The organism is Paenibacillus sp. FSL R7-0340 (assembly GCF_038002205.1).
GTDB classification, from domain to species: Bacteria; Bacillota; Bacilli; order Paenibacillales; family Paenibacillaceae; genus Paenibacillus; species Paenibacillus polymyxa_B.
In genome coordinates this window covers 3,444,802-3,466,169 of the sequence record NZ_JBBOBY010000001.1, presented here as the reverse complement: position 1 = coordinate 3,466,169, position 21,368 = coordinate 3,444,802, and the positions used below count along the sequence as shown (strand labels likewise).

The 21,368-nt window shown below is 43.6% G+C and carries 17 protein-coding genes; 15 read left to right on the top strand and 2 right to left on the bottom strand.

What is annotated here, in order from left to right; translation table 11 throughout:
- Positions 1 to 397 precede the first annotated feature (397 nt).
- Positions 398 to 1,123 carry a YjjG family noncanonical pyrimidine nucleotidase gene (locus MKX59_RS15380; protein ID WP_076265392.1) on the top strand — a complete coding sequence of 242 codons (726 nt, stop codon included), beginning with the start codon at positions 398 to 400 and terminating at the stop codon, positions 1,121 to 1,123.
- On the top strand, positions 1,120 to 1,665 hold the full coding sequence (locus MKX59_RS15375; RefSeq protein WP_076265393.1) for a GNAT family N-acetyltransferase: 546 nt from the start codon (positions 1,120 to 1,122) through the stop codon (positions 1,663 to 1,665). The genes MKX59_RS15380 and MKX59_RS15375 overlap by 4 nt, the downstream gene beginning before the upstream one ends.
- A gap of 121 nt (positions 1,666 to 1,786) precedes the next feature.
- On the opposite strand, the gene MKX59_RS15370 is transcribed toward MKX59_RS15375, so the two are convergent.
- Both MKX59_RS15370 and MKX59_RS15365 read right to left on the bottom strand, forming a co-directional pair.
- Entirely contained in the window at positions 1,787 to 4,063 is a 2,277-nt protein-coding gene (locus MKX59_RS15370; RefSeq protein ID WP_076265394.1) for an alpha-galactosidase, read from the bottom strand.
- An 82-nt stretch (positions 4,064 to 4,145) separates the two neighbouring features.
- Complete coding sequence (locus MKX59_RS15365; protein ID WP_025723649.1) at positions 4,146 to 5,132, bottom strand: LacI family DNA-binding transcriptional regulator; 987 nt, start codon at positions 5,130 to 5,132, stop codon at positions 4,146 to 4,148.
- A 177-nt stretch (positions 5,133 to 5,309) separates the two neighbouring features.
- On the opposite strand from MKX59_RS15365, the gene MKX59_RS15360 reads away from it, so the two are divergent.
- The 13 genes from MKX59_RS15360 (at position 5,310) to MKX59_RS15300 (ending at position 21,356) form a co-directional block, all read left to right on the top strand.
- Complete coding sequence (locus MKX59_RS15360; RefSeq protein ID WP_076265395.1) at positions 5,310 to 7,118, top strand: cache domain-containing sensor histidine kinase; 1,809 nt, start codon at positions 5,310 to 5,312, stop codon at positions 7,116 to 7,118.
- Positions 7,111 to 8,217: a response regulator transcription factor gene (locus tag MKX59_RS15355; RefSeq protein ID WP_023988567.1), complete on the top strand. Its 1,107-nt coding sequence runs from the start codon at positions 7,111 to 7,113 to the stop codon at positions 8,215 to 8,217. Before MKX59_RS15360 ends, MKX59_RS15355 begins: the two co-directional genes overlap by 8 nt.
- 197 nt (positions 8,218 to 8,414) lie before the next feature.
- On the top strand, positions 8,415 to 9,716 hold the full coding sequence (locus MKX59_RS15350; RefSeq protein WP_023988568.1) for an ABC transporter substrate-binding protein: 1,302 nt from the start codon (positions 8,415 to 8,417) through the stop codon (positions 9,714 to 9,716).
- Positions 9,717 to 9,810: 94 nt separating this feature from the next.
- The gene (locus MKX59_RS15345) at positions 9,811 to 10,689 is read left to right on the top strand and encodes a carbohydrate ABC transporter permease (RefSeq protein ID WP_023988569.1); all 879 of its coding nucleotides are present in this window, start codon (positions 9,811 to 9,813) and stop codon (positions 10,687 to 10,689) included.
- Between the two features lie 28 nt (positions 10,690 to 10,717).
- Entirely contained in the window at positions 10,718 to 11,560 is an 843-nt protein-coding gene (locus MKX59_RS15340) for a carbohydrate ABC transporter permease (RefSeq protein WP_025723644.1), read from the top strand.
- Between the two features lie 489 nt (positions 11,561 to 12,049).
- Positions 12,050 to 12,751: a response regulator transcription factor gene (locus tag MKX59_RS15335; RefSeq protein ID WP_076160469.1), complete on the top strand. Its 702-nt coding sequence runs from the start codon at positions 12,050 to 12,052 to the stop codon at positions 12,749 to 12,751.
- Positions 12,748 to 13,734, top strand: coding sequence for a sensor histidine kinase (locus MKX59_RS15330; RefSeq protein WP_076265396.1), 987 nt, complete (start codon positions 12,748 to 12,750; stop codon positions 13,732 to 13,734). The genes MKX59_RS15335 and MKX59_RS15330 overlap by 4 nt, the downstream gene beginning before the upstream one ends.
- Positions 13,735 to 13,835: 101 nt before the next feature.
- Positions 13,836 to 14,615, top strand: a complete 780-nt coding sequence (locus MKX59_RS15325; protein WP_023988573.1) for an ABC transporter ATP-binding protein — start codon at positions 13,836 to 13,838, stop codon at positions 14,613 to 14,615.
- Positions 14,581 to 16,593: an ABC transporter permease gene (locus MKX59_RS15320; RefSeq protein ID WP_076265397.1), complete on the top strand. Its 2,013-nt coding sequence runs from the start codon at positions 14,581 to 14,583 to the stop codon at positions 16,591 to 16,593. The genes MKX59_RS15325 and MKX59_RS15320 overlap by 35 nt, the downstream gene beginning before the upstream one ends.
- Before the next feature lie 209 nt (positions 16,594 to 16,802).
- Positions 16,803 to 17,906 (top strand): TolC family protein, encoded by a 1,104-nt coding sequence (locus MKX59_RS15315; RefSeq protein WP_068938436.1) that lies wholly within the window; start codon positions 16,803 to 16,805, stop codon positions 17,904 to 17,906.
- Positions 17,907 to 17,941: 35 nt separating this feature from the next.
- The gene (locus MKX59_RS15310) at positions 17,942 to 19,411 is read left to right on the top strand and encodes an efflux RND transporter periplasmic adaptor subunit (protein ID WP_076265398.1); all 1,470 of its coding nucleotides are present in this window, start codon (positions 17,942 to 17,944) and stop codon (positions 19,409 to 19,411) included.
- Complete coding sequence (locus MKX59_RS15305; RefSeq protein WP_076265399.1) at positions 19,408 to 20,145, top strand: ABC transporter ATP-binding protein; 738 nt, start codon at positions 19,408 to 19,410, stop codon at positions 20,143 to 20,145. Before MKX59_RS15310 ends, MKX59_RS15305 begins: the two co-directional genes overlap by 4 nt.
- Positions 20,142 to 21,356, top strand: a complete 1,215-nt coding sequence (locus MKX59_RS15300) for an ABC transporter permease (protein WP_340858512.1) — start codon at positions 20,142 to 20,144, stop codon at positions 21,354 to 21,356. The genes MKX59_RS15305 and MKX59_RS15300 overlap by 4 nt, the downstream gene beginning before the upstream one ends.
- Positions 21,357 to 21,368 lie beyond the last annotated feature (12 nt).

The following is a 21,368-nucleotide window of genomic DNA, read 5'->3' as shown; positions in this document are numbered from 1 at the left end:
CTAGCTCAAATCGTCAATCAGTTCATGTTCGTCACCAATATCCAACTTTAGCGAAATATTGTTATCATAGGTTCCAACGGTAATCTTTTAATTTCAATTAGGACAGCCAGAAAATCAAAAACATATAGAAGATGATAAACAATAAACAAGATTGACAAAATATTAGAAGAAAGATACGATCTCGATTTATCTGATAAAACAAACAAAGTAAATAAACTGTTGGGTAATATTACTTCATCCTGGTTGTCTGTGACTTGACGGCTTAACTAGGATCTGTATAATAACCGGGAGATCATGTTACATTGATAGTCTAATTCCCGTTTTTTATGCCCTATCAGAAACAACTCTAAGCTCATAGAACTGAACAATTTAGTAAAGCAATGATACGGAGGTCGTTATGAAATACGAAATTATTTTATTTGATGTCGATGATACGCTGTTTGATTTTAAAAAGGCAGAAAGTCATGCGCTACATAATACATTTACCCAATTTGGATTGCCACAAGGGGCCACTGAGTATAAAGCTAGTTATGATGAAATCAACAGTGCGTTGTGGCGAGAGGCAGAGGAAGGACACATTACCTCAGCGCAACTGCGTGTGGAACGGTTTAAGCGATTATTTACTATTCATGATCTAGATTTCAATCCAGATGCCTTTAGTGCGGCATATTTACGTTATTTGGGCGAAGGTGCTTTTTTGATGGACGGAGCGGTTGAATTATGTGATATGCTGTCTGATTGTCGTTTGGCGATCATTACGAATGGAATCAAAGAGGTGCAAACCTCCAGAATTCAGCTTTCACCGCTGCGTGATGTATTTGAGCAGGTAATTATTTCAGAGGAAATGGGTTGCCAAAAGCCACAAGCTGGTATTTTCGATTATGCATTTACTAAGCTAGCCATTTCAGATAAAAGTAAGGTTCTCATGGTTGGTGATTCTTTGACCTCGGATATTCAAGGAGGGAACCAATACGGAATCGATACCTGCTGGTTCAACCCCGCTGGGAAAACAAATGTGTCTGGCATTCAACCCACTTATGAAATAAAAAGCCTGATGGAGTTATCGAATCGTGTGCTTTCAAAGCGTCTCGTACTGAAACGTACATCGGCTGAAATTAGATGAATAATGTCGAAATCAGAAGGCCGGAAATTAAGGACATCGAAAAGATAAATGAATTGTTTAGAATTGTGATTATAGACACGTTTACTAAAGAAGGCATTGGTCATATGCTGGAAGACATAGATGAGGAAATTGAGACTAAGAGGGTATATTTGGAACGTGACTTTGAGAGTCACGGTGAACAACGATACTTCTTAATCGCTGTAGATGGGAATCATATAATAGGTTCTATTGAATATGGACTAGTAAGTGAACTAATAAGTAAATCTACCAATGCTACATTTAAAAATTTGTGCGAGGTAGGAACTGTACTTGTTCACCCTGACTACCAGAAGATTGGGGTAGGGAATTTATTGTTGAAATCAATGTATCTGACACTGAAAAATAGAGGAGTAGAAGAATTTTGTTTAGATAGTGGATATCGTATTGCGCAGAAAATATGGAAAAAGAAATTTGGAACTCCTGATTATTTATTAAAAGATTATTGGGGAGCAGGCTCTGATCATATGATATGGAGAATCAAAGTCAAGGATGCTATTAAATGATCAATTGCTTGGCAATCTCTTGTGTGTCTTTAATCTACAGGGACCAAAGTTATAAAACAAGGCAGGCCGGAAAATCGGCCTGCCTTGTTTTAATTTTTTATCGTCACTGGCTGGTCCATGATTAGCAGGAGACAGCTTTAAGGCGGAAGGTAGAGCTGGCGAAATCTCCAGTGAGATCGGAGACAACAAGCCCAATTCTCATTAGGCGGTCACCTCCGAAAATTTCTCCATCAAATGCTACGCGGAAGGGGGAACCGCCATCTTCCACTAAGGTATTACCCGTATGGACTTCAGAGTTGCCCGTCGCCCCGTGTTCGATTATATACTTTTTATTTGGATCAAGTCCTTTTAGAGTTAGTCGCCGGATGGGGCCATTTGGTTCAGCTAGTACACGGAAGTAAGCGACAAAAGCTTCGGACTGGTCCTCGCTAACGAACATCCAGGCCGTGTCGCCTCGGCCCTCAAATGGACTAAGGAGTCGATACATATCTCCTTGCTGTACAAGGGAACGAATTTCCTTATACTGGGCGATTTGTTTGGCAGCGAGCTCCTTTTCTTCATTTGTAAAGGCAGTTAGGTCAAGTTCGTAGCCAAAATTCCCGCTCATTGCCACGTCGCCGCGTATAGCGAGGGAGGTGATTCGCCCCACCTGGTGATTCGGTACATTCGATACGTGTGCGCCCATGGTACTGGCCGGATACACGATGCTTGTGCCGTACTGGATAGCCAATCTTTCAATGGCATCAGTATCGTCACTGGTCCATGTCTGCGGCATATAGTAGAGCATTCCTGGATCGAATCGTCCACCGCCTCCGGAACAGCTTTCGAACAAGATGTCCGGGAACTGGGAAGTCAGACGTTCCAGCAGATCGTAAAGTCCGAGCATATAACGGTGCGCAGTTTCCTTTTGTCGTTCGCTAGGAGCTGTAGCCGAAGCAATCTCCGTCATGTTACGGTTCATGTCCCATTTAACATAAGATATCGGAGCGATCGAGAATACGGAGCTAAGCGTCTCGTACAAGTAGTCGCATACTTCCTTGCGGGAGAGATCGAGCACCAGTTGGGATCGGCCTTCCGTCCGCCGCCGACCTTCCGCATGCAGGCACCAGTCGGGATGGTTGCGGTACAGTTCACTATCAGGTGATACCATTTCCGGCTCAACCCACAAGCCAAACTGTAATCCTTGTTCATTAACCCGTTTGGCCAGGTCGGCAAGCCCGCCAGGCAACTTGCGACGGTCTTCAAACCAGTCCCCAAGCGAATTGTCGTCGTTGTCGCGCTTACCAAACCAACCGTCATCTAGAACAAAGAGCTCAATTCCAAGGGGGCCTGCTTCCTTGGCAATCGCTTCGATTTTATCGGCGTCGAAGTCGAAATACGTGGCTTCCCAATTGTTCACGAGAATAGGACGCTCTTTGTCACGGTAAGTCCCCCGGCAAAGACGTGTGCGATAGAGTCGGTGATAGGTGCGTGACATGCCCCCAAGACCTTCTTCGGAAAAGACCAATACGGCTTCAGGGGTCTGGAATGACTGACCCGGCTCAAGCCGCCAGGAGAAGTCAAAAGGATTGATTCCGATACTTACACGAGTCTGATTGAACTGCTCTACTTCTGCCTGTGCGACGAAGTTGCTGCTGTAGATTAGACTGAAACCGTACACATCCCCACGATCTTCAGTCGCATCAGGACGAAGCAGTGCCAGAAATGGATTCATTTGGTGACTGCTGGAACCCCTTCGGCTCTCGAGCCGAAGGGAGCCGGGTCCGAGATCGCGGCGTTGGATATGTCTTTCCCGAACCCAGGCTCCAGGTAAGTAGAGAGCTTGGTAGTTGGAATCGGCGAAGTCGACAGAGGCGCTCATGGCGTGTTCAATATTTATGGTAGCGCTTCCCTTTTGTTCAAAAAGAGTAGACCTAGCAATGGCACTGTGATTCGCAAATACAGTATAGAGCAGTGTAGTCTTAAGCCCAGAGTATGGATCCTCAAGGATCAAAAAGAGGGTTGTGGCTTCATCATCCGATTCGGTATAGACGGAAGGAAGTCCCTCGAGCTTTGGTTTACCCGGTTCAATACGGTAACCACTATATTTCAGCTCCGTAGTCCGAGTCCCGTCCGCAAGTGCAACCTGGTAAGCTGGTTGACGAAAGTCGCTTGTTCCATACTGGGGGTATTCCTGTGGAAGCGTGTCCAAAGAAATTGTACGGCTGGAAGAAACGGGAGTGGGAGAGAAGGAGCAACGCTCCCTAAGCTCCAATATACTTGCGAGACTTTGGTCATGATGAAGTTGAGCTCCCCAATAGACATGTGCGGGATATCCTTCTACAAGCTGGATAATATAGCTGCAATCCTTGGACTGCAAATGAAACAAACCAAGCGCCTCGTTAACATGAATGTTCATGATATTCACTCCTTAGGGGGTTATCATTATTGTTTTACGTAAGGATACTGATCAATGACAATAAGGCTCTCAAGTACTGATTTTAGCCTTTTTTGCATGAGCTCTCCCGAATGACAAGCTTAGTCCCGATCACGCTATACGCAGGTGGTTCACGCCCCTCAAACCGTTCAGAGAGCAGTTGCACGGCAGCCTTTCCCATCTGTTCAGGATAGGCACGGACAGTGGTTAGCGGAGGCTGCACGAAGGCTGCCATCTCAATGTCGTCGAAGCCGACAACAGCCATATCCTCTGGTACCTTGACTCCATGTCCATGAAGGGCGCGGAGGGCACCAATAGCGAGCGGATCGCTTGCAGCGAAGCAGGCCGTCGGTCGTTCCTGTTGGGTTAGAAGTTCGTTCATCATGAGATAACCATCCGCGGTACTCCAGGCACCTATACGGACGAATTGAGGATTGTACAACCCCTGTTCCCGCATGAATCGTTCAAAATAATGCGCTCTTCGCTCACCGTCGCTCTTACCGCCGATAAATCCGATTTGTCGGTGGCCAAGCTCAAGTAGATGTCCGAGTGCCTGATCAACAGCTTGCCGGAAATGAAGTCGTACAGAATCATACTCCAGCTGTTCATGGTACTGGTCGACAAGGACAATGGTGTTCTTGTCAGGATGAAGTTTGAATACCTCTTCAGGATCAACGCCGCCCACAACAATCAGACCGTCCGCCTTCTGCAGGGTGCCGATGGATGAGCGGCCTCGCAAGGTCTGGCCCAACGTCAGTCCAAGCTCTTCACAGCGCAGTTCGATTCCACGGCGGATCGAGGCGTAATACGGATCGTCTCTTTCCTCCTCAATAGAACACCACAGCAGGAGGGAGACCGTTTTCCCAGCACGTTCCGTATTCTGCTTTAATTGCCTTAGCCGGGTAGGCTTATACCCGAGTTGCTCGGCAACCAAAAAAATTCTGCTTTTGGTGTCTGGGCTTACGGACAGTGACAGATCGTTATTTAAAACCCTTGAAACGGTTGCGGCAGACACACCCGCTTCGCGGGCAATGTCTTTAATGGTTGCCAAAAGAGCTCACACCTTTTTAGTTAATAAATTTACTAAAAATCGACTTTATCCTAACACATCTTTAAAGCACTTTCAAGATGGACGATTGAATTTTTTTAACATTATTTTTGATCTACTACTGTAGAGATTGTTTGTGTTAACATGATGAATATTCTCTTGATGACGGAGGGGTCCTAGTTGAATATTCTGTCACTAGCTCGTAAGTGGTTTGGTCGACTTCGCTTTAAAAGCAAGGTTATAACGGTATTTCTTCCGCTAATTATTGTTTCTCTGCTTACTCTTGGACTGTTGTCCAACCAGCTTTTCAGCCGTTCTTTGATAGACCGAACCACCAGCAACGTGGTCGATGAGTCTCAGCTTATCTTGTCTCGGACCGATTACATATTCAGCAGTGTGGAAACAGCGGCCAATATTATGGTGACGAATATTAACCGGATGTATGATTCATACGGTGCCAAACCTGGTACTGCGATGGAGTCTATTCAGTTTGGAAACTTGATGCAGAGCCGCCTATCCATTGATTTGTCAATCTTTCGTGAGGTGGATGCCGCTGTATTCATTGATAATGAAGGAACAATTTTCGCCTCTTATACCGAAAGCGGGGATGATCGCAAGATCTATAGCATGCTTAAGCGGGTAAGGGAATCCGAAAGTTATGGACAGGCACTCTGGTTTGATATGGAGAAGAGGGATTTCCTAACACCAGATCCGAACTCTCCGGTTTTGACGTTGGGGAAGACGGTCATTAATATAGACACGGGCGAACCCTATGGAACCCTTTTTTTGTTAGTGAAGGAAGAAGGTTTGTCCGATTACTTCCGTTCCAGCGATCCGGATGCGCCCAAATCTTATTATTTTTTAGATAACGGAATGCGCGTGGCGGTGGCAGAAGACAATGAGATGCTGATGAATCCGGTGAATCCACAGCTAGGTGAGGCCATCCAACGTTGTGCGCCTAATGCATCCCAAGGAACGTGCTCATTCGAGTATGAGGGTAACCTGGTAACGGTCACTGATTATAACCGGATGGAGTGGAAGTTGGTCAATATCGTATCTCTTAGCCTGCTTACGGCTGATGTCCGGCAAAATGTTAGATTGTCGCTCTTAATCGGCGTATTGTGCCTTGTTTTTTCCTGGCTGGGCGCTAGCTTTCTATCCAAAATGGTCGTTAGCCCACTCGAACAACTGACTAGGGCCATGCGAAAAGTAGTAACTGGTGACTTGCAAGCGGTTACGACAGTCCGCACAGAGGATGAGATCGGTACGATTGCTGAAGCGTTTAACTTTATGGTAAGACGAGTTCGGGAGCTGCTGGATGAGGTAAGGCAGGAACAGAACCGTAAGCGTGAATATGAGCTCGCACTGATAAGCGCCCAAATTAAACCGCATTTTCTGTACAACACTTTGGATACCATTTATGCACTCAATGAGTTAGATCGTAATGATGAGGCTAGAGATACTACAAAAGCGCTAGCAGATTTTTATCGAATGGTGCTGAACAAGGGACGGGAATTAATTACTTTAGAAAAGGAAGCTCAGATTACTGATGATTACCTGACGATTTTGCAAATCCGTTATCCCGATGTGTTTCGCTATGAAGTGGATATCCCTGCCGAGCTTGCAGGTACACCTATCCCGAAGCTCTCGCTTCAGCCGCTTGTCGAGAATTCGATTTACCATGGTCTTAAGAAGAAAGGAACAAAAGGTTTTATCCGTATTTTTGCCTTTAAACAGGGTGATAAGGTGATCGTTCGGGTGGAGGACAACGGTGTGGGGATGGATGAATTCCAAGTTCAGACAATTATGTCCAGACATTTACCGAAAGAAGGAATACGATCAATCGGTACCTACAGTGTTCAGCAACGACTGAGTCTGTATTTTGGCGAGGAGTATGGGATATCCGTTCAAAGTATTCTCGCGGAGGGAACAACTGTTGACCTGTCGTTGCCGATGCTGCCAAAGGGGAGTGAACACCAAGATGTATAAAGTGATGATTGTCGATGATGAGCCGCTGTTCCGAGACTTTCTGCGTATAAAGATAGATTGGGAAAGTCATGGCTTTCGGGTTTGCTGCGAAGCAAGGAACGGACAGGAAGCACTTCAAGAAGCCGAGCGGCATCAGCCGCATCTCGCCCTCGTAGATATCAATATGCCCTTCATTGATGGAATTGAATTAGCCGAGAGGTTGAAAGTCAAGTTCGAACGCATCGTTATTGTATTCATATCTGGACATAACGAATTTGAATACCTACAGAAGGCGGTTCGAACCGGAGTGCAGGATTATTTGTTGAAGCCGTTCAATGCAGAAGAAATGCTCTCGATGTTGGAACGTATTAAGCCGAAACTACCGGTGTTTCTGCAGGAGAGCGAAAGTACCGAGTGGGGTAAGCATGGTAGCGAAGCGTTGCACGGCAGAGCAAGTATGCCTGATTTGGGCCATCTGCGTGATGCAGTCGTGCTAGACCTTCGATTGAAAGACAGTGAAACGTTAGAGGAAGTCCGTAAGGCAATCCAGCAGCTTAGTATATATAAGTGGGGGGATGAATACGCGGACGCGATGCTTATGGGAATCGTATCTCTAGCACTTTCCTTTGCAAGTGAACGCGGCATTCCTTATGATCGGCTATGGGATGAAGGTTTGAACAAGTCTCCTTACGACCGGCTCCGGGAGTTAGATTCCTGGGAGGCTGCTGAAGGATGGATGCTCGCTTTGTACCGCAGGCTGATCCAATTGATGGAGAATATGCACTCTACGAAGGCTTCCAATCTTTTTGCTGCGGCGATCACCTATATCGAGGAGCATTATGCAGACACAGAGTTGTCTGCTGAGCAGGTTTCGTGCGGGGTTTTCGTCGATCCCAGCTATCTGCGGCGCGTCTTCCGCAAGGAGTCCGGCTTCTCCATAGTGGATCATATTACACATATTCGGATGAAGAAGGCTAAGGAGCTCTTACTGAACAGAAATCGGAAGTTGGCGGAAATCGCTGAAAGTGTTGGATACAGTGACCCCAATTATTTCAGCAAATGCTTCAAGAAACGCTTTGGCATGACACCGACTGAATATGAGCAACTCCAAAAAAGGTAGCTCTTGTCCTGCGAGGCAGAACAACATCGATTTAAGCCTGGCGGTTTTCCTATATGGAGAACCGCTGCTCTATTTGTCCCGTTTTTTACTGATTATGCCCGTTTTATTCCTTAATCAAGAAAAGAAGCGGGAGTATACTGTAGTTATGAAAATGAAAGCGCAAACATAAAACACACTGCATAAGGGGGATTAAACAAATGAAAAAAACTTACAGAAGTTGGGGTGCAGCTTTGCTAGTGCTCACCATGTCTATTGGATTGGTCGCTTGTGGTGGAGATAAATCAGCTTCCTCCCAGGGCGGGACGGGAGACACAAAGATCAAATTGAAGGTATATGCGCAGCATTTTGACGCCGATACCACCAAGCCGTTCGATTATGCGGTGGAAGAACTCAAAAAGGACATGCCAAACGTTGAGATTGAACTGGATCCTGCCGTTCAGGACGGATACCAGAAGCTGAAGACTTATGCAGCGACAGGAAACATGCCGGATATTTATTTCACGGATTGGCCAACTCTGCAAACTTTAGCAAAATCCAAAAATGTCGAGGTGCTGGACAACTATGAGACAACGGCTAAATTCAAGGAGAACCTTAATCCGGGTGTTGAGTCTCGTTTAGTAGCTCCAGATAATCATGTGTATGCTTATCCGGATACAGGCATCGAATTCCAGCTTATCTATTACAACAAGTCGATTTTTGAGAAGGCGGGGATCGAAACGCCGATTAGGACGATTGATCAGATGGGCGAAGCAGCTAAAAAGTTGAAAGCTGCAGGTTATGTGCCCATGTCGATCTTTGCCAAGGAAAAGTGGATTACGACTGCTTTTTATAATGGGCTGGTCACAAGAGAGCAGCCACAAGGATTCGGAGCACTTGATCAGAAAGGTGTAAAAGCATTGCCAGAAGCGTTTGTAACGGCAGCACAGCAGATGAAGCAATTGCAGCAAGCCGGATTGTTCGACGCAAATGCCACGAACACCAATTATGATCAGGCATCGTCCCTGTTCTATCAGGGAAAGGCTGCCATGTTTGTGAACGGACAATGGGAAATTTACAGTTCACAGGAAAAGCTGGGCGACCAGGTCGACTGGATGTACTGGCCAGCAAAGGATGAAGCAACCTACGAGAAGTCCAAATATTTTATCGACGGTGCAGGCTCGCCACAGGGTTACGCAGTATCGTCGAGTAGCGAGAACAAGGAAACTGCTGTAAAGGTAGCAGCATTCCTTGCGACAAAGTCAGCCGAGTACAAATATACCCAACTCGGAAGTCCTATCGTTTCGCCGAAAGTGGATAAGCAAATCGCCTCCAATGTTCCAGCAATGATGCAGCGAGTCGCCAAAGAGTTGCTGCCAAACGCCAAGGAATATGCTCAGCTTCTTAGCAATACCAAAATTCAGAACACAATCAATGACAATACCCAGAATCTGATGGTGGACAACTTTTTGGTAGAGGGTTTTGTGAACAATCTGAACAGTACATTGGAGAAAGAAAACTGAGGAGAATGAAAACTGATAATCCAGGGACAAGCAACCTCTGGCGACATAAGTCGCTGGGGGGAGCCGTCCCGAAAATAAGGGGTGGAAGCAACACATGAATAAATATTTGGGGAACAAACCGGCGCTGGCACTGTTTCTGCTCCCTGCTTTGATCCTGTACAGTGTGATCCTGATTTATCCTGTTCTGCAGACCGTTCTTCGTAGCTTTTATGAGTGGGATGGCCTTAGTACGCCGATCTTTTCGGGATTGAGTAATTACCGGGAGCTCTTTTCCGATCCTTTACTTTCCACTTCGCTTAAGAACGGATTGATATTTGCAATTGTACTGGTGGTCTTTCAGATTGGACTGGGAACGCTATTGGCGCTGATTTGTGCAGACCCGCGTACACGCGGGCGGAAAATACTGAAAACGGCTTATTTTATTCCGGTTGTTCTGTCGGTAACTGTGGTGTGCCAGCTGTGGATCGCCATTTACGACCCGACCAACGGACTGATCAACCGGCTGTTCGATCTTTTGAATATCTCGTATCAGCAAAATTGGCTGAGCTCCCCGACAGCATCAATTATTGCCATCGCCTTTGTTAATGCCTGGCAGTTTATGGGGTATCAATTCGCGCTGCTATATGCAGGGGTTAAGTCAGTACCTGAGGACTACTTTGAAGCCGCCACGATTGACGGTTGCAGCAAATGGAGAGCGCATCTGCATGTTACACTTCCTCTGATGAGGGAAACGTACAAATTCTGCTTCATTATCGCGATTACCTCTGGGATAGGCGCCTTTGTGCAGATGCTGATTATGACTAACGGGGGACCTGGTACTACAAATTATACAATGACATTCATGATTTACCGCTATGCTTTTATGGAGAGCAACTATGGCTATGCGTGTGCTGTATCTGTGCTGCTTGTACTGATCTCGCTGCTGGCAACTTTAGTTATCAATAAGCTGTTCGATCGCGGACAAACCGCCTGATGAGGTGCGTATTGAAAAGGAGAACGAAATGAGTAAAACCGCTGTGAGCAAGTTCAGACAAGCTGTCCTGCAGATACCGCTGTGGTTGTATGTGATTGTTTCGATTTATCCGTTGTTCTGGATGGTTTCCTACTCGTTGAAGAACAATGATGAGATCTTTGTTACCAACCCATTCGGACTACCAACGCATTTTCGTTACGAAAATTACATCAATGCTTGGACGCAATTTAATATTCCTCGTTACTTTCTAAACAGTCTGGTCGTATCAACGATTTCGACTCTGTTCATCCTTTTATTGGCACTGATGTTTGCCTTTGCAGTGGCTCGCATGAGATGGAGGTTTCGTTCTGCTGTCCGAACTTATATGATCATAGGAATGTTTATGCCGCTACAGGTTATTATGATACCGCTGGCGATTCTGGTTCGCGATTTTCATCTTACGAATACGTATGGAGCTCTTATTCTTCCCTATATCGCAATTGGCCTTCCTTTCTCGTCAATGATTTTCTATGGGTTCCTGGCAGGAATTCCTAAGGAGATTGAAGAGGCGGCATGTATGGATGGAGCTAATATTTATAGACTGTTCCTGAAAATCATTATGCCGCTTGCAATGCCTGCAATTGCAACTGTAGCCATTTTTCAGTTCTTGAACAACTGGAATGAGTTCACTTTGGCCTATATTCTGATTTCTGATGAGAATATGAAGACCTTGCCGCTAGGCTTGCTTTTCTTCCAGGGCTCCTACAGCACGGATTGGGGGGCCATGGGAGCTGTTATGACTATCGCTTCCCTACCGATGGTACTAGTCTATCTGTTCTTGAGTGAACAAGTGGAGCGGGCAATGACGGTGGGTTCCGCTGTAAAAGGATAGAAAGGATAAACTGCCCAGGTTTGAGAATCAGAAAAAAGATTCTCTAGCCGGGCATTTTTGTTATGTACATACGCTAGTTTAATCTGACGATGGTTTGTGGCTAATCAGAAACCTTACAACAAAATAAAGGTTTTTGTAAGTTTCAACTGTTGTTCATTATGTAGAAGCTGTTATGCTGGTAAACAGCTAGGCAAGGAAAGAAGTGAGCAGATTTTGAAAGATCCAAAGCAAAGTTTCAATGAAACATTAAAAATTCCTAAAAGAACCATTATAACAGTCACCGTTATTGTTATTATAATTATATTGTTAATCACTCTGGTGCTCGGCACCATGCATATTATTCGGGATTCAATATACACCACCATGAAAACCTCCTAAATCTACAACCAAGGGGGTTAGATTGTTGTTATTGCTTGAACGATCGAATAAAGGCATTATATAGAGAAATCAGTTGTTAAAAATTCAAGCACTAAGAAGGTAGAAAACACGATGCAAAAGATATTAATAGTAGAGGATGATCCTCAAATCAGTTCCTTGCTCCAATCTTATCTTGAGAAATATGGTTATCAAGGGATTAACGTTTCAAATTTTGATCAAGTTCTGGCTATCTTTCAAGAGGTAAAGCCTGATTTGGTACTACTTGATGTGAATCTACCTCGCTTTGATGGATTTTATTGGTGCAGGCAAATACGGACTCAGTCTACATGCCCCATCCTTTTTGTTTCTGCACGCGATGATAAAATGGATCAGGTCATTGCTTTGCAAAACGGAGCAGATGATTACATTACGAAACCATTTTATCCCGAAGTACTGTTAGCCAAAGTAGAAAGCAATCTGCGACGTGCCTATGGCTCTTATGCTGTTGCCCCAAAATCACGTTCCTTAAAAGTGGCAGATTTGACGCTATATCCCGATATTATGGAACTTGTATTCCATGACAAGCAGGTAGAAATTAGCCAGAAGGAAGCAGCACTGCTAGAGCTATTGATGACGTATCCTAAGCAGGTTGTGGGTAGAGTTCATCTCTTAGAGGCTTTATGGGATGATCACCAATATGTGGGCGAAAACACACTGAATGTTTATGTCACTCGGGTCCGCAAAAAGCTGAGTGAGCTGGGACTAGGGGATATCATAGAGACGGTTAGAGGGGCTGGCTATCGGCTTCACTTGACTGAGGAGGAAGAACGGTGAAGCTTTTTTGGCGTGACCATTTTTCGCTGGTGATTTTTAATATCATTCAACTTTTTCTTGTGTTAAGTATCTATTGGATGGATGGTTACCGTAACTGGTCGACGGCCCTGTATTCCGTCTTTTTTGGGGCCTCCATATTGCTGGTTTATTTGCTCTTCCGGTATGTCATGTACTCTGGTTTATATCGCATATTATCCACTGCAAACATTAGAGATTTAGATGAGCTTATTCAGATGAAGGTACTTAATCCGTTAGCCTCTTCTTTGCAACATTTGCTTTTACAATATTATCGATTGTATCAGTCCCGAATTCATCAGTTAGAGCATCAGCAGCGCGATCATATTACGTTTATCAATCAGTGGGTTCACCAGATGAAAACTCCTCTTTCTGTTATTCATTTAATCCTTAAAGGAAAAATAGATCCCGAATCGGATCAGATTCACGATGAGATTGATCGAATGGGAAAAGGACTGGACATGATTTTGTATATGTCACGATTGGAATCCTTTGAACCTGACTTTCATGTGGAGCCTGTTGTATTACGAAAACTGGTTAGTGATGTGATTTATGATAACAAAAGATTATTGATTCGCAACGAAATTTATCCTTCCAATGAAGTGGACGAGCAGTTGAGTGTGATTACCGATGGCAAGTGGCTAAGATTCATAATTAACCAATTGGTGACCAATGCGGTGAAATACTCTTCAGGTCATGCCCACAGTCTGAAACTAATGTCTGACGTAAGAGAGCATGTCATTGTGTTGGAAGTACAGGATGAGGGGATTGGTATCCCTAAAAAAGATGTAGAACGGGTATTTGAGGCTTATTATACAGGTGAAAATGGGCGGAAGTATCGTGAATCAACCGGGATGGGACTCTATTTGGTGTCTGAAATCTGCAAAAGACTGAATCATGATATTCAACTGAAATCGACAGTTGGTGAAGGGACAACGGTTCAAATCCTGTTTTCAATTCACAAATGAGAAACCTTACAACACATTTAAGGTTTTTGTAATGTTAATCGATCGCTTCACTTGTCTGGATGGATTATGATCATAACATAGAAAAAGGAAAGGAATGAATTATGGAGATTGTACGAATGGATCAAGTCACCAAAATATATTATGGCAAGGTTCCCTACCGAGCCCTTAACAACATCCATTTAACGATCAAACAAGGCGAGTTTGTTGGTATTATGGGGCCGTCTGGTAGTGGGAAGACTACATTATTAAACATGATTTCGACCATTGATATGCCGACTTCTGGCGAGGTTTGCATTAAAGGGGAAAATCTAAATCAGCTCAAGAAGGATAAGCTGGCTTTATTTCGTCGCAAAGAGCTGGGACTTGTATTTCAGGACTTTAATTTGCTGGAAACCCTCACTTTGGGAGAGAACATACTGTTTCCTCTGATGCTGAATAAAAAAGGATTAAAGGAAATGGAGCTTAAACTGGAAGAGGTAGCGAAGAAACTGGATATTTTTGATGTTTTGGATAAACGGCCTTATGAGGTGTCAGGGGGACAAAAGCAACGGGCAGCCATTGGTAGGGCTATTATTCACTCTCCTTCACTCCTGCTCGCAGATGAACCCACTGGAAATCTCGATTCCAAGTCTTCACGTGTTGTGATGGAAATGCTGGGACTTATCCACCGTGTAGATTATTCCACAATCGTGCTGGTAACACACGGTGCAATGGAAGCCAGTTATTGTGATCGGGTAATTTTTATAAAAGATGGTGAGTTATATAATGAAATCCACCGTAGTCATAGTCAGCAAATATTTTTTCAGGAAATCATAGATATGCTCTCCTTTTTGGGGGGAAGTAGACATGCACATGAGCTTTCGTCTGTTAGCATGGAATAATCTCAAACGCAATGTACGTGCTTATGTACCTTATTATTTAAGCAGCTCATTGATGATTTCGATTTTTTTCGTATATGCGATATTTATTTTTCACCCGGATGTCTCAAATGCAATCACAGCAGCTAATGTAAAAAAAGGATTACAAGTTGCTGATCTGTTGATTTTTGTATTTTCCTTTTTTTTCGTATTATACACAAACCATATCTTTGTAGCTGCACGTAAGAAAGAATTGGGTATATTGACCATTTTAGGGACACATCACAGACAAATATATTTTTTGGTCGCATATGAAAATCTAATTATAGGTTTTTTATCCTTGGTTACCGGGATTATCGGAGGATTTATTTCAGCGAAATTCTTTCTGCTTTTGGGCTCCAATGTCATAGGAATGTATTTAACGTTTTATTTTCCTTGGAAAGCACTGGCTTTCACAGGAATTGGCTTTATGTTTTTGTTTATATTGATCTCACTTGTGTCTGTTTTCTTCATACGCCATTTTAAATTACAGCAGCTTTTTAACAAGGTTCCACAGCTCAAAAAGGAATTAAAAGCTTCATGGAGTCTTTCCTTTCTTGCGATAGTGTTAATAGGAGCGGCTGTATATTTAATGAAGCTTGATTTTCCACCATACATTTATCTGGCACCGTATCGTTTAGGGACTCTTTCTTTTTATATATTGCACTATTCGGTTGGAGACACATTTAAATACACAATTGTAATGGGGTTTATTGGTACTTACTTATTTTATACTCAATTATGTGTACTATTCATTCAACTGCTTAGAGCTAACAGGAAATGGTCTTGGAGCGGAACACGTTTGTTATGGTTATCTGAGATCACATACAAAATTAGGAATAATGCCGGGCTGTTTTCATTGATTACCTTAATTTCTATCATTTCCTGTGTAGGAGCAGCGTCAACTTTTGACTCCATGCAGCAGCAAAAAAGATTTCTAAGGGAGCAATCTTATTCATTTGCACTTTCTTCTGATGTAGTAAGTTCTAGAGAGCTTGAAAAAGAGATTGACCAAAATCTTTATACGGCTGGGGTAGATTATTCGAAAAGTGAAATACTGATCTTTCCCTTTCGTGAACAGTTCGCACCTGTGATGAAACAATCCAACTATGAAGCTCTTACTTCCAGGTTTAAGGAACTAAAACAGACAGCCGCACTTCGGGATCATCAAGGCTTTTTCATTTTTGATTCTAATGGAATGTCTTTAGAAGAACAGAAAACCTTTTTTGAAAAAAAGCTAACTTACAATCAAGGAAAATCTCAGATTATGAATATTCAGATTATGGATACTCAGAAGATAGACCATAGCACAAAGTTTGTTGAAAACATTATCTCTGAACTAGGAAGATTACTTGTTGTTTCAGATCGAACTTACGACCATTTAGTTGAACAACGGTACTTCAATGTTCCATTAGCATACAAATCTGTTTATTATTTTGTGCCAAAATGGAAGAATGGTCAACTTTCATTAGAAACTTCTGAAACTCAACAGGAGATATGGTTGTATTCCGTGTTGGCCAACAAGGTGAATAAAGGGGTACTTAACTCTAGAGCAGTGGATTATTTGACATCGGAGATGGATCTGAATATTAGTGAATTTATTGGCGGATTTATCGCCATTATTATGTTGGCAAGCACTGTAAGTCTGTTGTATTTCAGATTGTATGTAGATCTTCAACGGGATGAGGAAATATACCGAGCTTTATCGAAAATCGGATTAAACTCAAGGGAAATGAGACGAGCTGCATCCAGACAAATTGCTTTCCTATTTCTTCTGCCATTAGTCGTATCATCCGTAGGAGTAGTGCTTTGTTTATTTATGTCAGAACCATCTGGAATAAATGTAGCACCCTTTCATCTTACGCTTATTCAGATTATGCTTTGCTTTTGGGCAATCCAATTCTTTTCCTTTCTTATTGTACGTTTCCTGTACCTTCGTCAATTGGATTTAAAGATGCTGTAAAGAGCGATAAGCCGTGTGTGAAAGAATAGCAGGAGGGCAGGATTATACCTCCCTTCTGGAATCTGCACGGATGATAGAAGATGCAGTTCTCAATTCACGACATCCTTGATGGGGAGTTGTGCAAAGAAATTGTAATGAAGAGGAAGAATAAAAATTCATATAACAACGTATTTATTATACTTGATGAAACTTAGAAAGAGGGGGGTTCTATGAAAAAACGTATGTTCATTTTATTGTTGTTGGCCTTATCGGCCAGTTCTTTTTCAGAGTCCTTTGTTCATGCAGAGCAGCAGCAGGTTTCCAATGCAAGTGTGAAAATAACACTGAGTCAAGCACAGCAATGGGCACGATCTAATAGCTTTAGCTTGAAGGAGGCTCAGCAAGCGATAGATCGTAACCGGATTAACCTAAAAAATGCAGGTAAGAATCTGGATTTCATCCCAGCAGGTGCGGGCAACGGTGAAGAGGACGCGGCTAGTAGTTCAGCCTGGAAAGGGTATGCCTCATCGACGGTTTCTTATTTGGAATCCAAAAAGCAAATCGAACTTGCCCAAGATCAGGCGGATTACTCTGCAATGAAGAATTATTATGACGTACTTCTAGCTGAAAACAAAGTAAAGAGCAGTGAGGATGCACTTTCGCTCGCACTACTGGAAGAAAAAGCTGCTGAAGCGAAGGCCAACCGTGGAAAAATTTCTCCAGGTGATCAAAGCACGATTATTCAGACTCGTATAGAGGCTCAAAAGAATGTAGACATTGCAAAGGCTGCACTGCAAAAAGCGATGGATTCACTAAATACGCAAATGGGCCAACCTCAAGGTACGGTGTATGAACTGGTGGATCGACCTGTTTACCGGAAGATGGATAACACGAATTTAGATACGCTTGTGACGCGTGCCATCTCGGCGAGTCCTTCGGTATGGAGACAGGAGGAGGCAGTCAAGCTGGCAAAGATGGAAATTAAATATTACACGTGGAACTCGGGAACTGACGATTATGAAATTAAACAGATTGATGTAGACTCAGCGGAAGGCGGATTGGAAAATACCAAGGATCAATTAGCAGAAACACTGAAGAATATGTACTTTAACTTACAGCAGAGTTATGAACAATACGAACAAATGCAAAGTAATCTACAGAACGCCAATAAAGTATTAGATATATCTCGTAAAAAAAAGGAACGAGGATTTGCTACAGGTACGGAGGTAGCCACGAATCAGTTAAAAGTGAAGCAAATTGAACGGAATAAGGATGAACTAATTGTTCAAATGACGCTGCTGCAACATGCTTTAAACAAACCGTGGAGCGTATAGGTTTTAGAAAAAATACATTTTAAGGGGATATAACATTGTCGGAAACAGAAAAGAAAGATGCATTGCAAGTGTTAAGAAGGAAAAAAAGATTGAGAGGGATCATAGGTATTCTTGTCTTGATCATTATAGCGGGAATTGGAAGTTTTGTTTATATGAAAAAGGGGCAGGAAAAGCCCGTGGAGAGTCCTGCGAACCAGATTGTACAGGTACAGAAAACAAACATGACGGATTCGCTTAAAGTGACTGGGACCGTTCAGGCTTCCAAGGAAGTAAATATTAATTTTACAAATGTCGAGGGTGCCAAGCTTATCGCTGTCAATATCAAAGCAGGAGATAGTGTCAAAGCAGGTCAGGTTCTAGCACGATTAGATGATTCGGATGCCAGGCTGCAAATTAAGGATGCCGAATCCAATGTCGCGATTGCAAGGGCCAAGCTGGAGGAAGCCAAGCGCGGACCCAAAACCAATGATATCGAGCTCCAGAAAACCAATGTCTTAAAGGCACAAATGGCGATTAAAACAGCCAAGAACGATATGGAGTTAGAGGAAGCCGCTGCACAAAAGGTGGCAGTCAAGGTGACTTTGGATAAGGCCCAGAAGGATTATGATGACCAGGCTTATCTGGTTCAGAATGATGCGGCAGCAGAAAGTGACCTGGCGACAGCCAAGCAAAATCTGGATAAGGCAAAACTGGATATGAGCAATGCGGAGCTGCAGTACAAGAAGGCACAGACCAAACAGACTGAGGCAATTGAGGAGGCAGAAATGGGCTTTAAAACAGCTTTAATACAATTAAAGGCTGCACAGTCCCCGCCTGAAGCTTCCAACATCCAATCTGCACAGGCTTCTTTACAGCAGGCTGAAACGGCATTAGAGCAGAAGAAAAGTGTCCTGAGCAAATTACAGGTTACGGCACCGTGGGACGGGATCATTTTGAAGGTCAACGGCGATGTGGGTACTAGTCCTACTGCACCTTTTATTGTAATGAATAACTCCAATACAGGCGTTATGAAGGTTCTTGCCAAGGTTAACGAAAGTGATATTGCTAAATTGAAGACCGGACTTCAGGCTACAATGCACTCGAATTCATTCCCGGACAAACAATTTAAAGGCGAAGTACGCTTTGTTTCTCCAGAGCCGGTGACGGAATCGAATGTGACTACATACAAAATTGAATTGTCTTTGGATAGCCAAAAAATAAGGCTGCAACCAGGGATGAACATGGATGTATCACTCCTCTTGGCTGAACGTAAAGATGCGCTGTCTGTTCCATTGTTTGCACTGAGATCTGAAGGTGGAGTGGACGGAGTATATGTAGCGAAGAACCCAGCAAACCCTGCAGATTATGAATTCAGACCTGTGAAGCTGGGTGTTTATACAGCGGATCAGGCCGAAATCAAGTCCGGTGTCAAGGAAGGCGAGACCATTGTTATTCCGCCTCAGGGCGGTGCTGGTTCGAATGGCAGTCAAGAGGGCCAGGACCCTGATGGGGGTCAGGCACAATGAACGAAGTTCAATTAAATAAAAACGTTATTGAAATTAAAGCATTAAAAAAAATATATGAGGTAGGCGGACAGGAGATTCAGGCTCTACGTGGTGTGAATTTATCTATTAGCGAAGGTGAGTTTGTTGCCATAATGGGTCCCTCTGGTTCGGGTAAGTCCACCATGATGAATGTCATTGGTTGCCTCGATCATCCTGATACCGGGAAGTATTATCTGGATGGGTATTCCATATTGGATGCTCGTGAGAATGAGCTTTCCGAGATTCGAAATCAGAAACTGGGTTTTGTGTTTCAAAAATTCTATCTACTTTCCCGAACTACAGCATTAGCAAATGTAGAGCTACCTATGATGTATGCAGGTATACCTGCCAAGGAACGCCGGGAACGAGCCGTGGAGGCGCTTCGAAGTGTAGGCCTTGCAGAACGGATGTACAACAAACCTAACGAGCTTTCTGGCGGTCAGCAGCAACGTGTCTCTATTGCGCGTGCGTTGGTGAATAATCCTGTTATTTTGCTGGCGGATGAGCCTACGGGGGCACTGGATACGAAGACGAGCGTCGAGATTATGGAGCTATTTCAGGGTTTGAATGAGCAGGGGAAAACCATCGTCTTGGTTACTCATGAGCTGGAAATCGCTGAATATGCCAAGCGGTTGATCAGCTTTCGGGATGGGGATATTGAGCGAGATGAATGCATTACCAATAGAAGAATTTCATCAAGGATGGCGAGCCTATGAATTTGATGGAAACGATCCGTGTATCAATTAATAGTTTAACGACCAATAAGCTGCGCTCCTTTTTAACGATCCTCGGTATTATTATCGGGGTGGCAGCGGTTATTGCCATTATGGCGATCGGAAACGGCTCTACAGCCCGCATAAAAGCAGAAATTAATAAATTAGGGAATAACGTATTGATGGTTGCTCCAGCTATGACAATGGTCGATGGTGAAATAGATTTGGACAACACGCCCTCGTTTACTTGGGCTGATGTCGAGGCGTTGGAACAAAAGAAGTCTATAGATGCATTGATGCCAAATATATCGAGCAATTCTAAAGCTGCGTGGGGGCGATATAACTATAACGCTACTATTGTAGGGACTTCCACTTCATTCTATAAGGTCAAAAAGTTTTCCTTTGCTGAGGGCAGAACATTTACCAACGATGAGATGGATAAACGCATGAATGTCGCCATTCTTGAAAGCCAAGCGGTTCAACGTCTTTTTGGTGGAGATACCCAAAATGTATTGGGACGAACGTTTCAAATTAAACAGATTCCTTTCAAGGTGATCGGAGTATTGAATACTCAGCCAGTTACGAACTTAAGCTATAGTACTAATGAACAAATTTACATCCCTGCTACAACCATGATGAACCGTCTGGGTGAGAAAAACATTACGGGATTGGACGTGTCTGCCAAGTCACCAGCTTTGATGGATCAGGCTCGTCTAGACATATTGGAAAGCTTGCGTGTGACGCATCAGCTAAAACCCTCGGAACCGGATCAATTTCAAATTATGAGTCAGTCAGAGGCAGCAGGTGCAGCTTCCGGTGTAGATAATATCATGACCAGCTTACTGGGTGGTGTAGCCGCGATATCGCTCGTGGTAGGGGGAATCGGAATTATGAATATTATGATGGTTTCGGTTATAGAGCGTACAAGAGAAATCGGTATTCGGAAAGCCATTGGTGCCAAGCCGAGAGATATTATGATTCAATTTCTATCTGAAGCGGTCATCTTTGGTCTGTTAGGAGGTACAATCGGGGTTGTAACAGGCATAGGAGCGTCCAAAATAATCGAAGCAACGACACATATGACCATTGAATTTACGATCTCGCCTATTATATATTCGTTTCTTAGCTCTGCGGGCACAGGCATCCTATTTGGAGTATACCCGGCTTATAAAGCAGCAAGTTTAAAGCCTATAGATGCATTGAGATACGAATAATTTCAATTGGCA

Coding starts and splice junctions, on each gene's coding strand:
- MKX59_RS15380 (WP_076265392.1), top strand. CDS start 398: ATGAAATACGAAATTATTTTATTTGATGTCGATGATACGCTGTTTGAT.
- MKX59_RS15375 (WP_076265393.1), top strand. CDS start 1,120: ATGAATAATGTCGAAATCAGAAGGCCGGAAATTAAGGACATCGAAAAG.
- MKX59_RS15370 (WP_076265394.1), bottom strand. CDS start 4,063: ATGAACATTCATGTTAACGAGGCGCTTGGTTTGTTTCATTTGCAGTCC.
- MKX59_RS15355 (WP_023988567.1), top strand. CDS start 7,111: ATGTATAAAGTGATGATTGTCGATGATGAGCCGCTGTTCCGAGACTTT.
- MKX59_RS15350 (WP_023988568.1), top strand. CDS start 8,415: ATGAAAAAAACTTACAGAAGTTGGGGTGCAGCTTTGCTAGTGCTCACC.
- MKX59_RS15345 (WP_023988569.1), top strand. CDS start 9,811: ATGAATAAATATTTGGGGAACAAACCGGCGCTGGCACTGTTTCTGCTC.
- MKX59_RS15340 (WP_025723644.1), top strand. CDS start 10,718: ATGAGTAAAACCGCTGTGAGCAAGTTCAGACAAGCTGTCCTGCAGATA.
- MKX59_RS15335 (WP_076160469.1), top strand. CDS start 12,050: ATGCAAAAGATATTAATAGTAGAGGATGATCCTCAAATCAGTTCCTTG.
- MKX59_RS15325 (WP_023988573.1), top strand. CDS start 13,836: ATGGAGATTGTACGAATGGATCAAGTCACCAAAATATATTATGGCAAG.
- MKX59_RS15320 (WP_076265397.1), top strand. CDS start 14,581: ATGCACATGAGCTTTCGTCTGTTAGCATGGAATAATCTCAAACGCAAT.
- MKX59_RS15315 (WP_068938436.1), top strand. CDS start 16,803: ATGAAAAAACGTATGTTCATTTTATTGTTGTTGGCCTTATCGGCCAGT.
- MKX59_RS15305 (WP_076265399.1), top strand. CDS start 19,408: ATGAACGAAGTTCAATTAAATAAAAACGTTATTGAAATTAAAGCATTA.
- MKX59_RS15300 (WP_340858512.1), top strand. CDS start 20,142: ATGAATTTGATGGAAACGATCCGTGTATCAATTAATAGTTTAACGACC.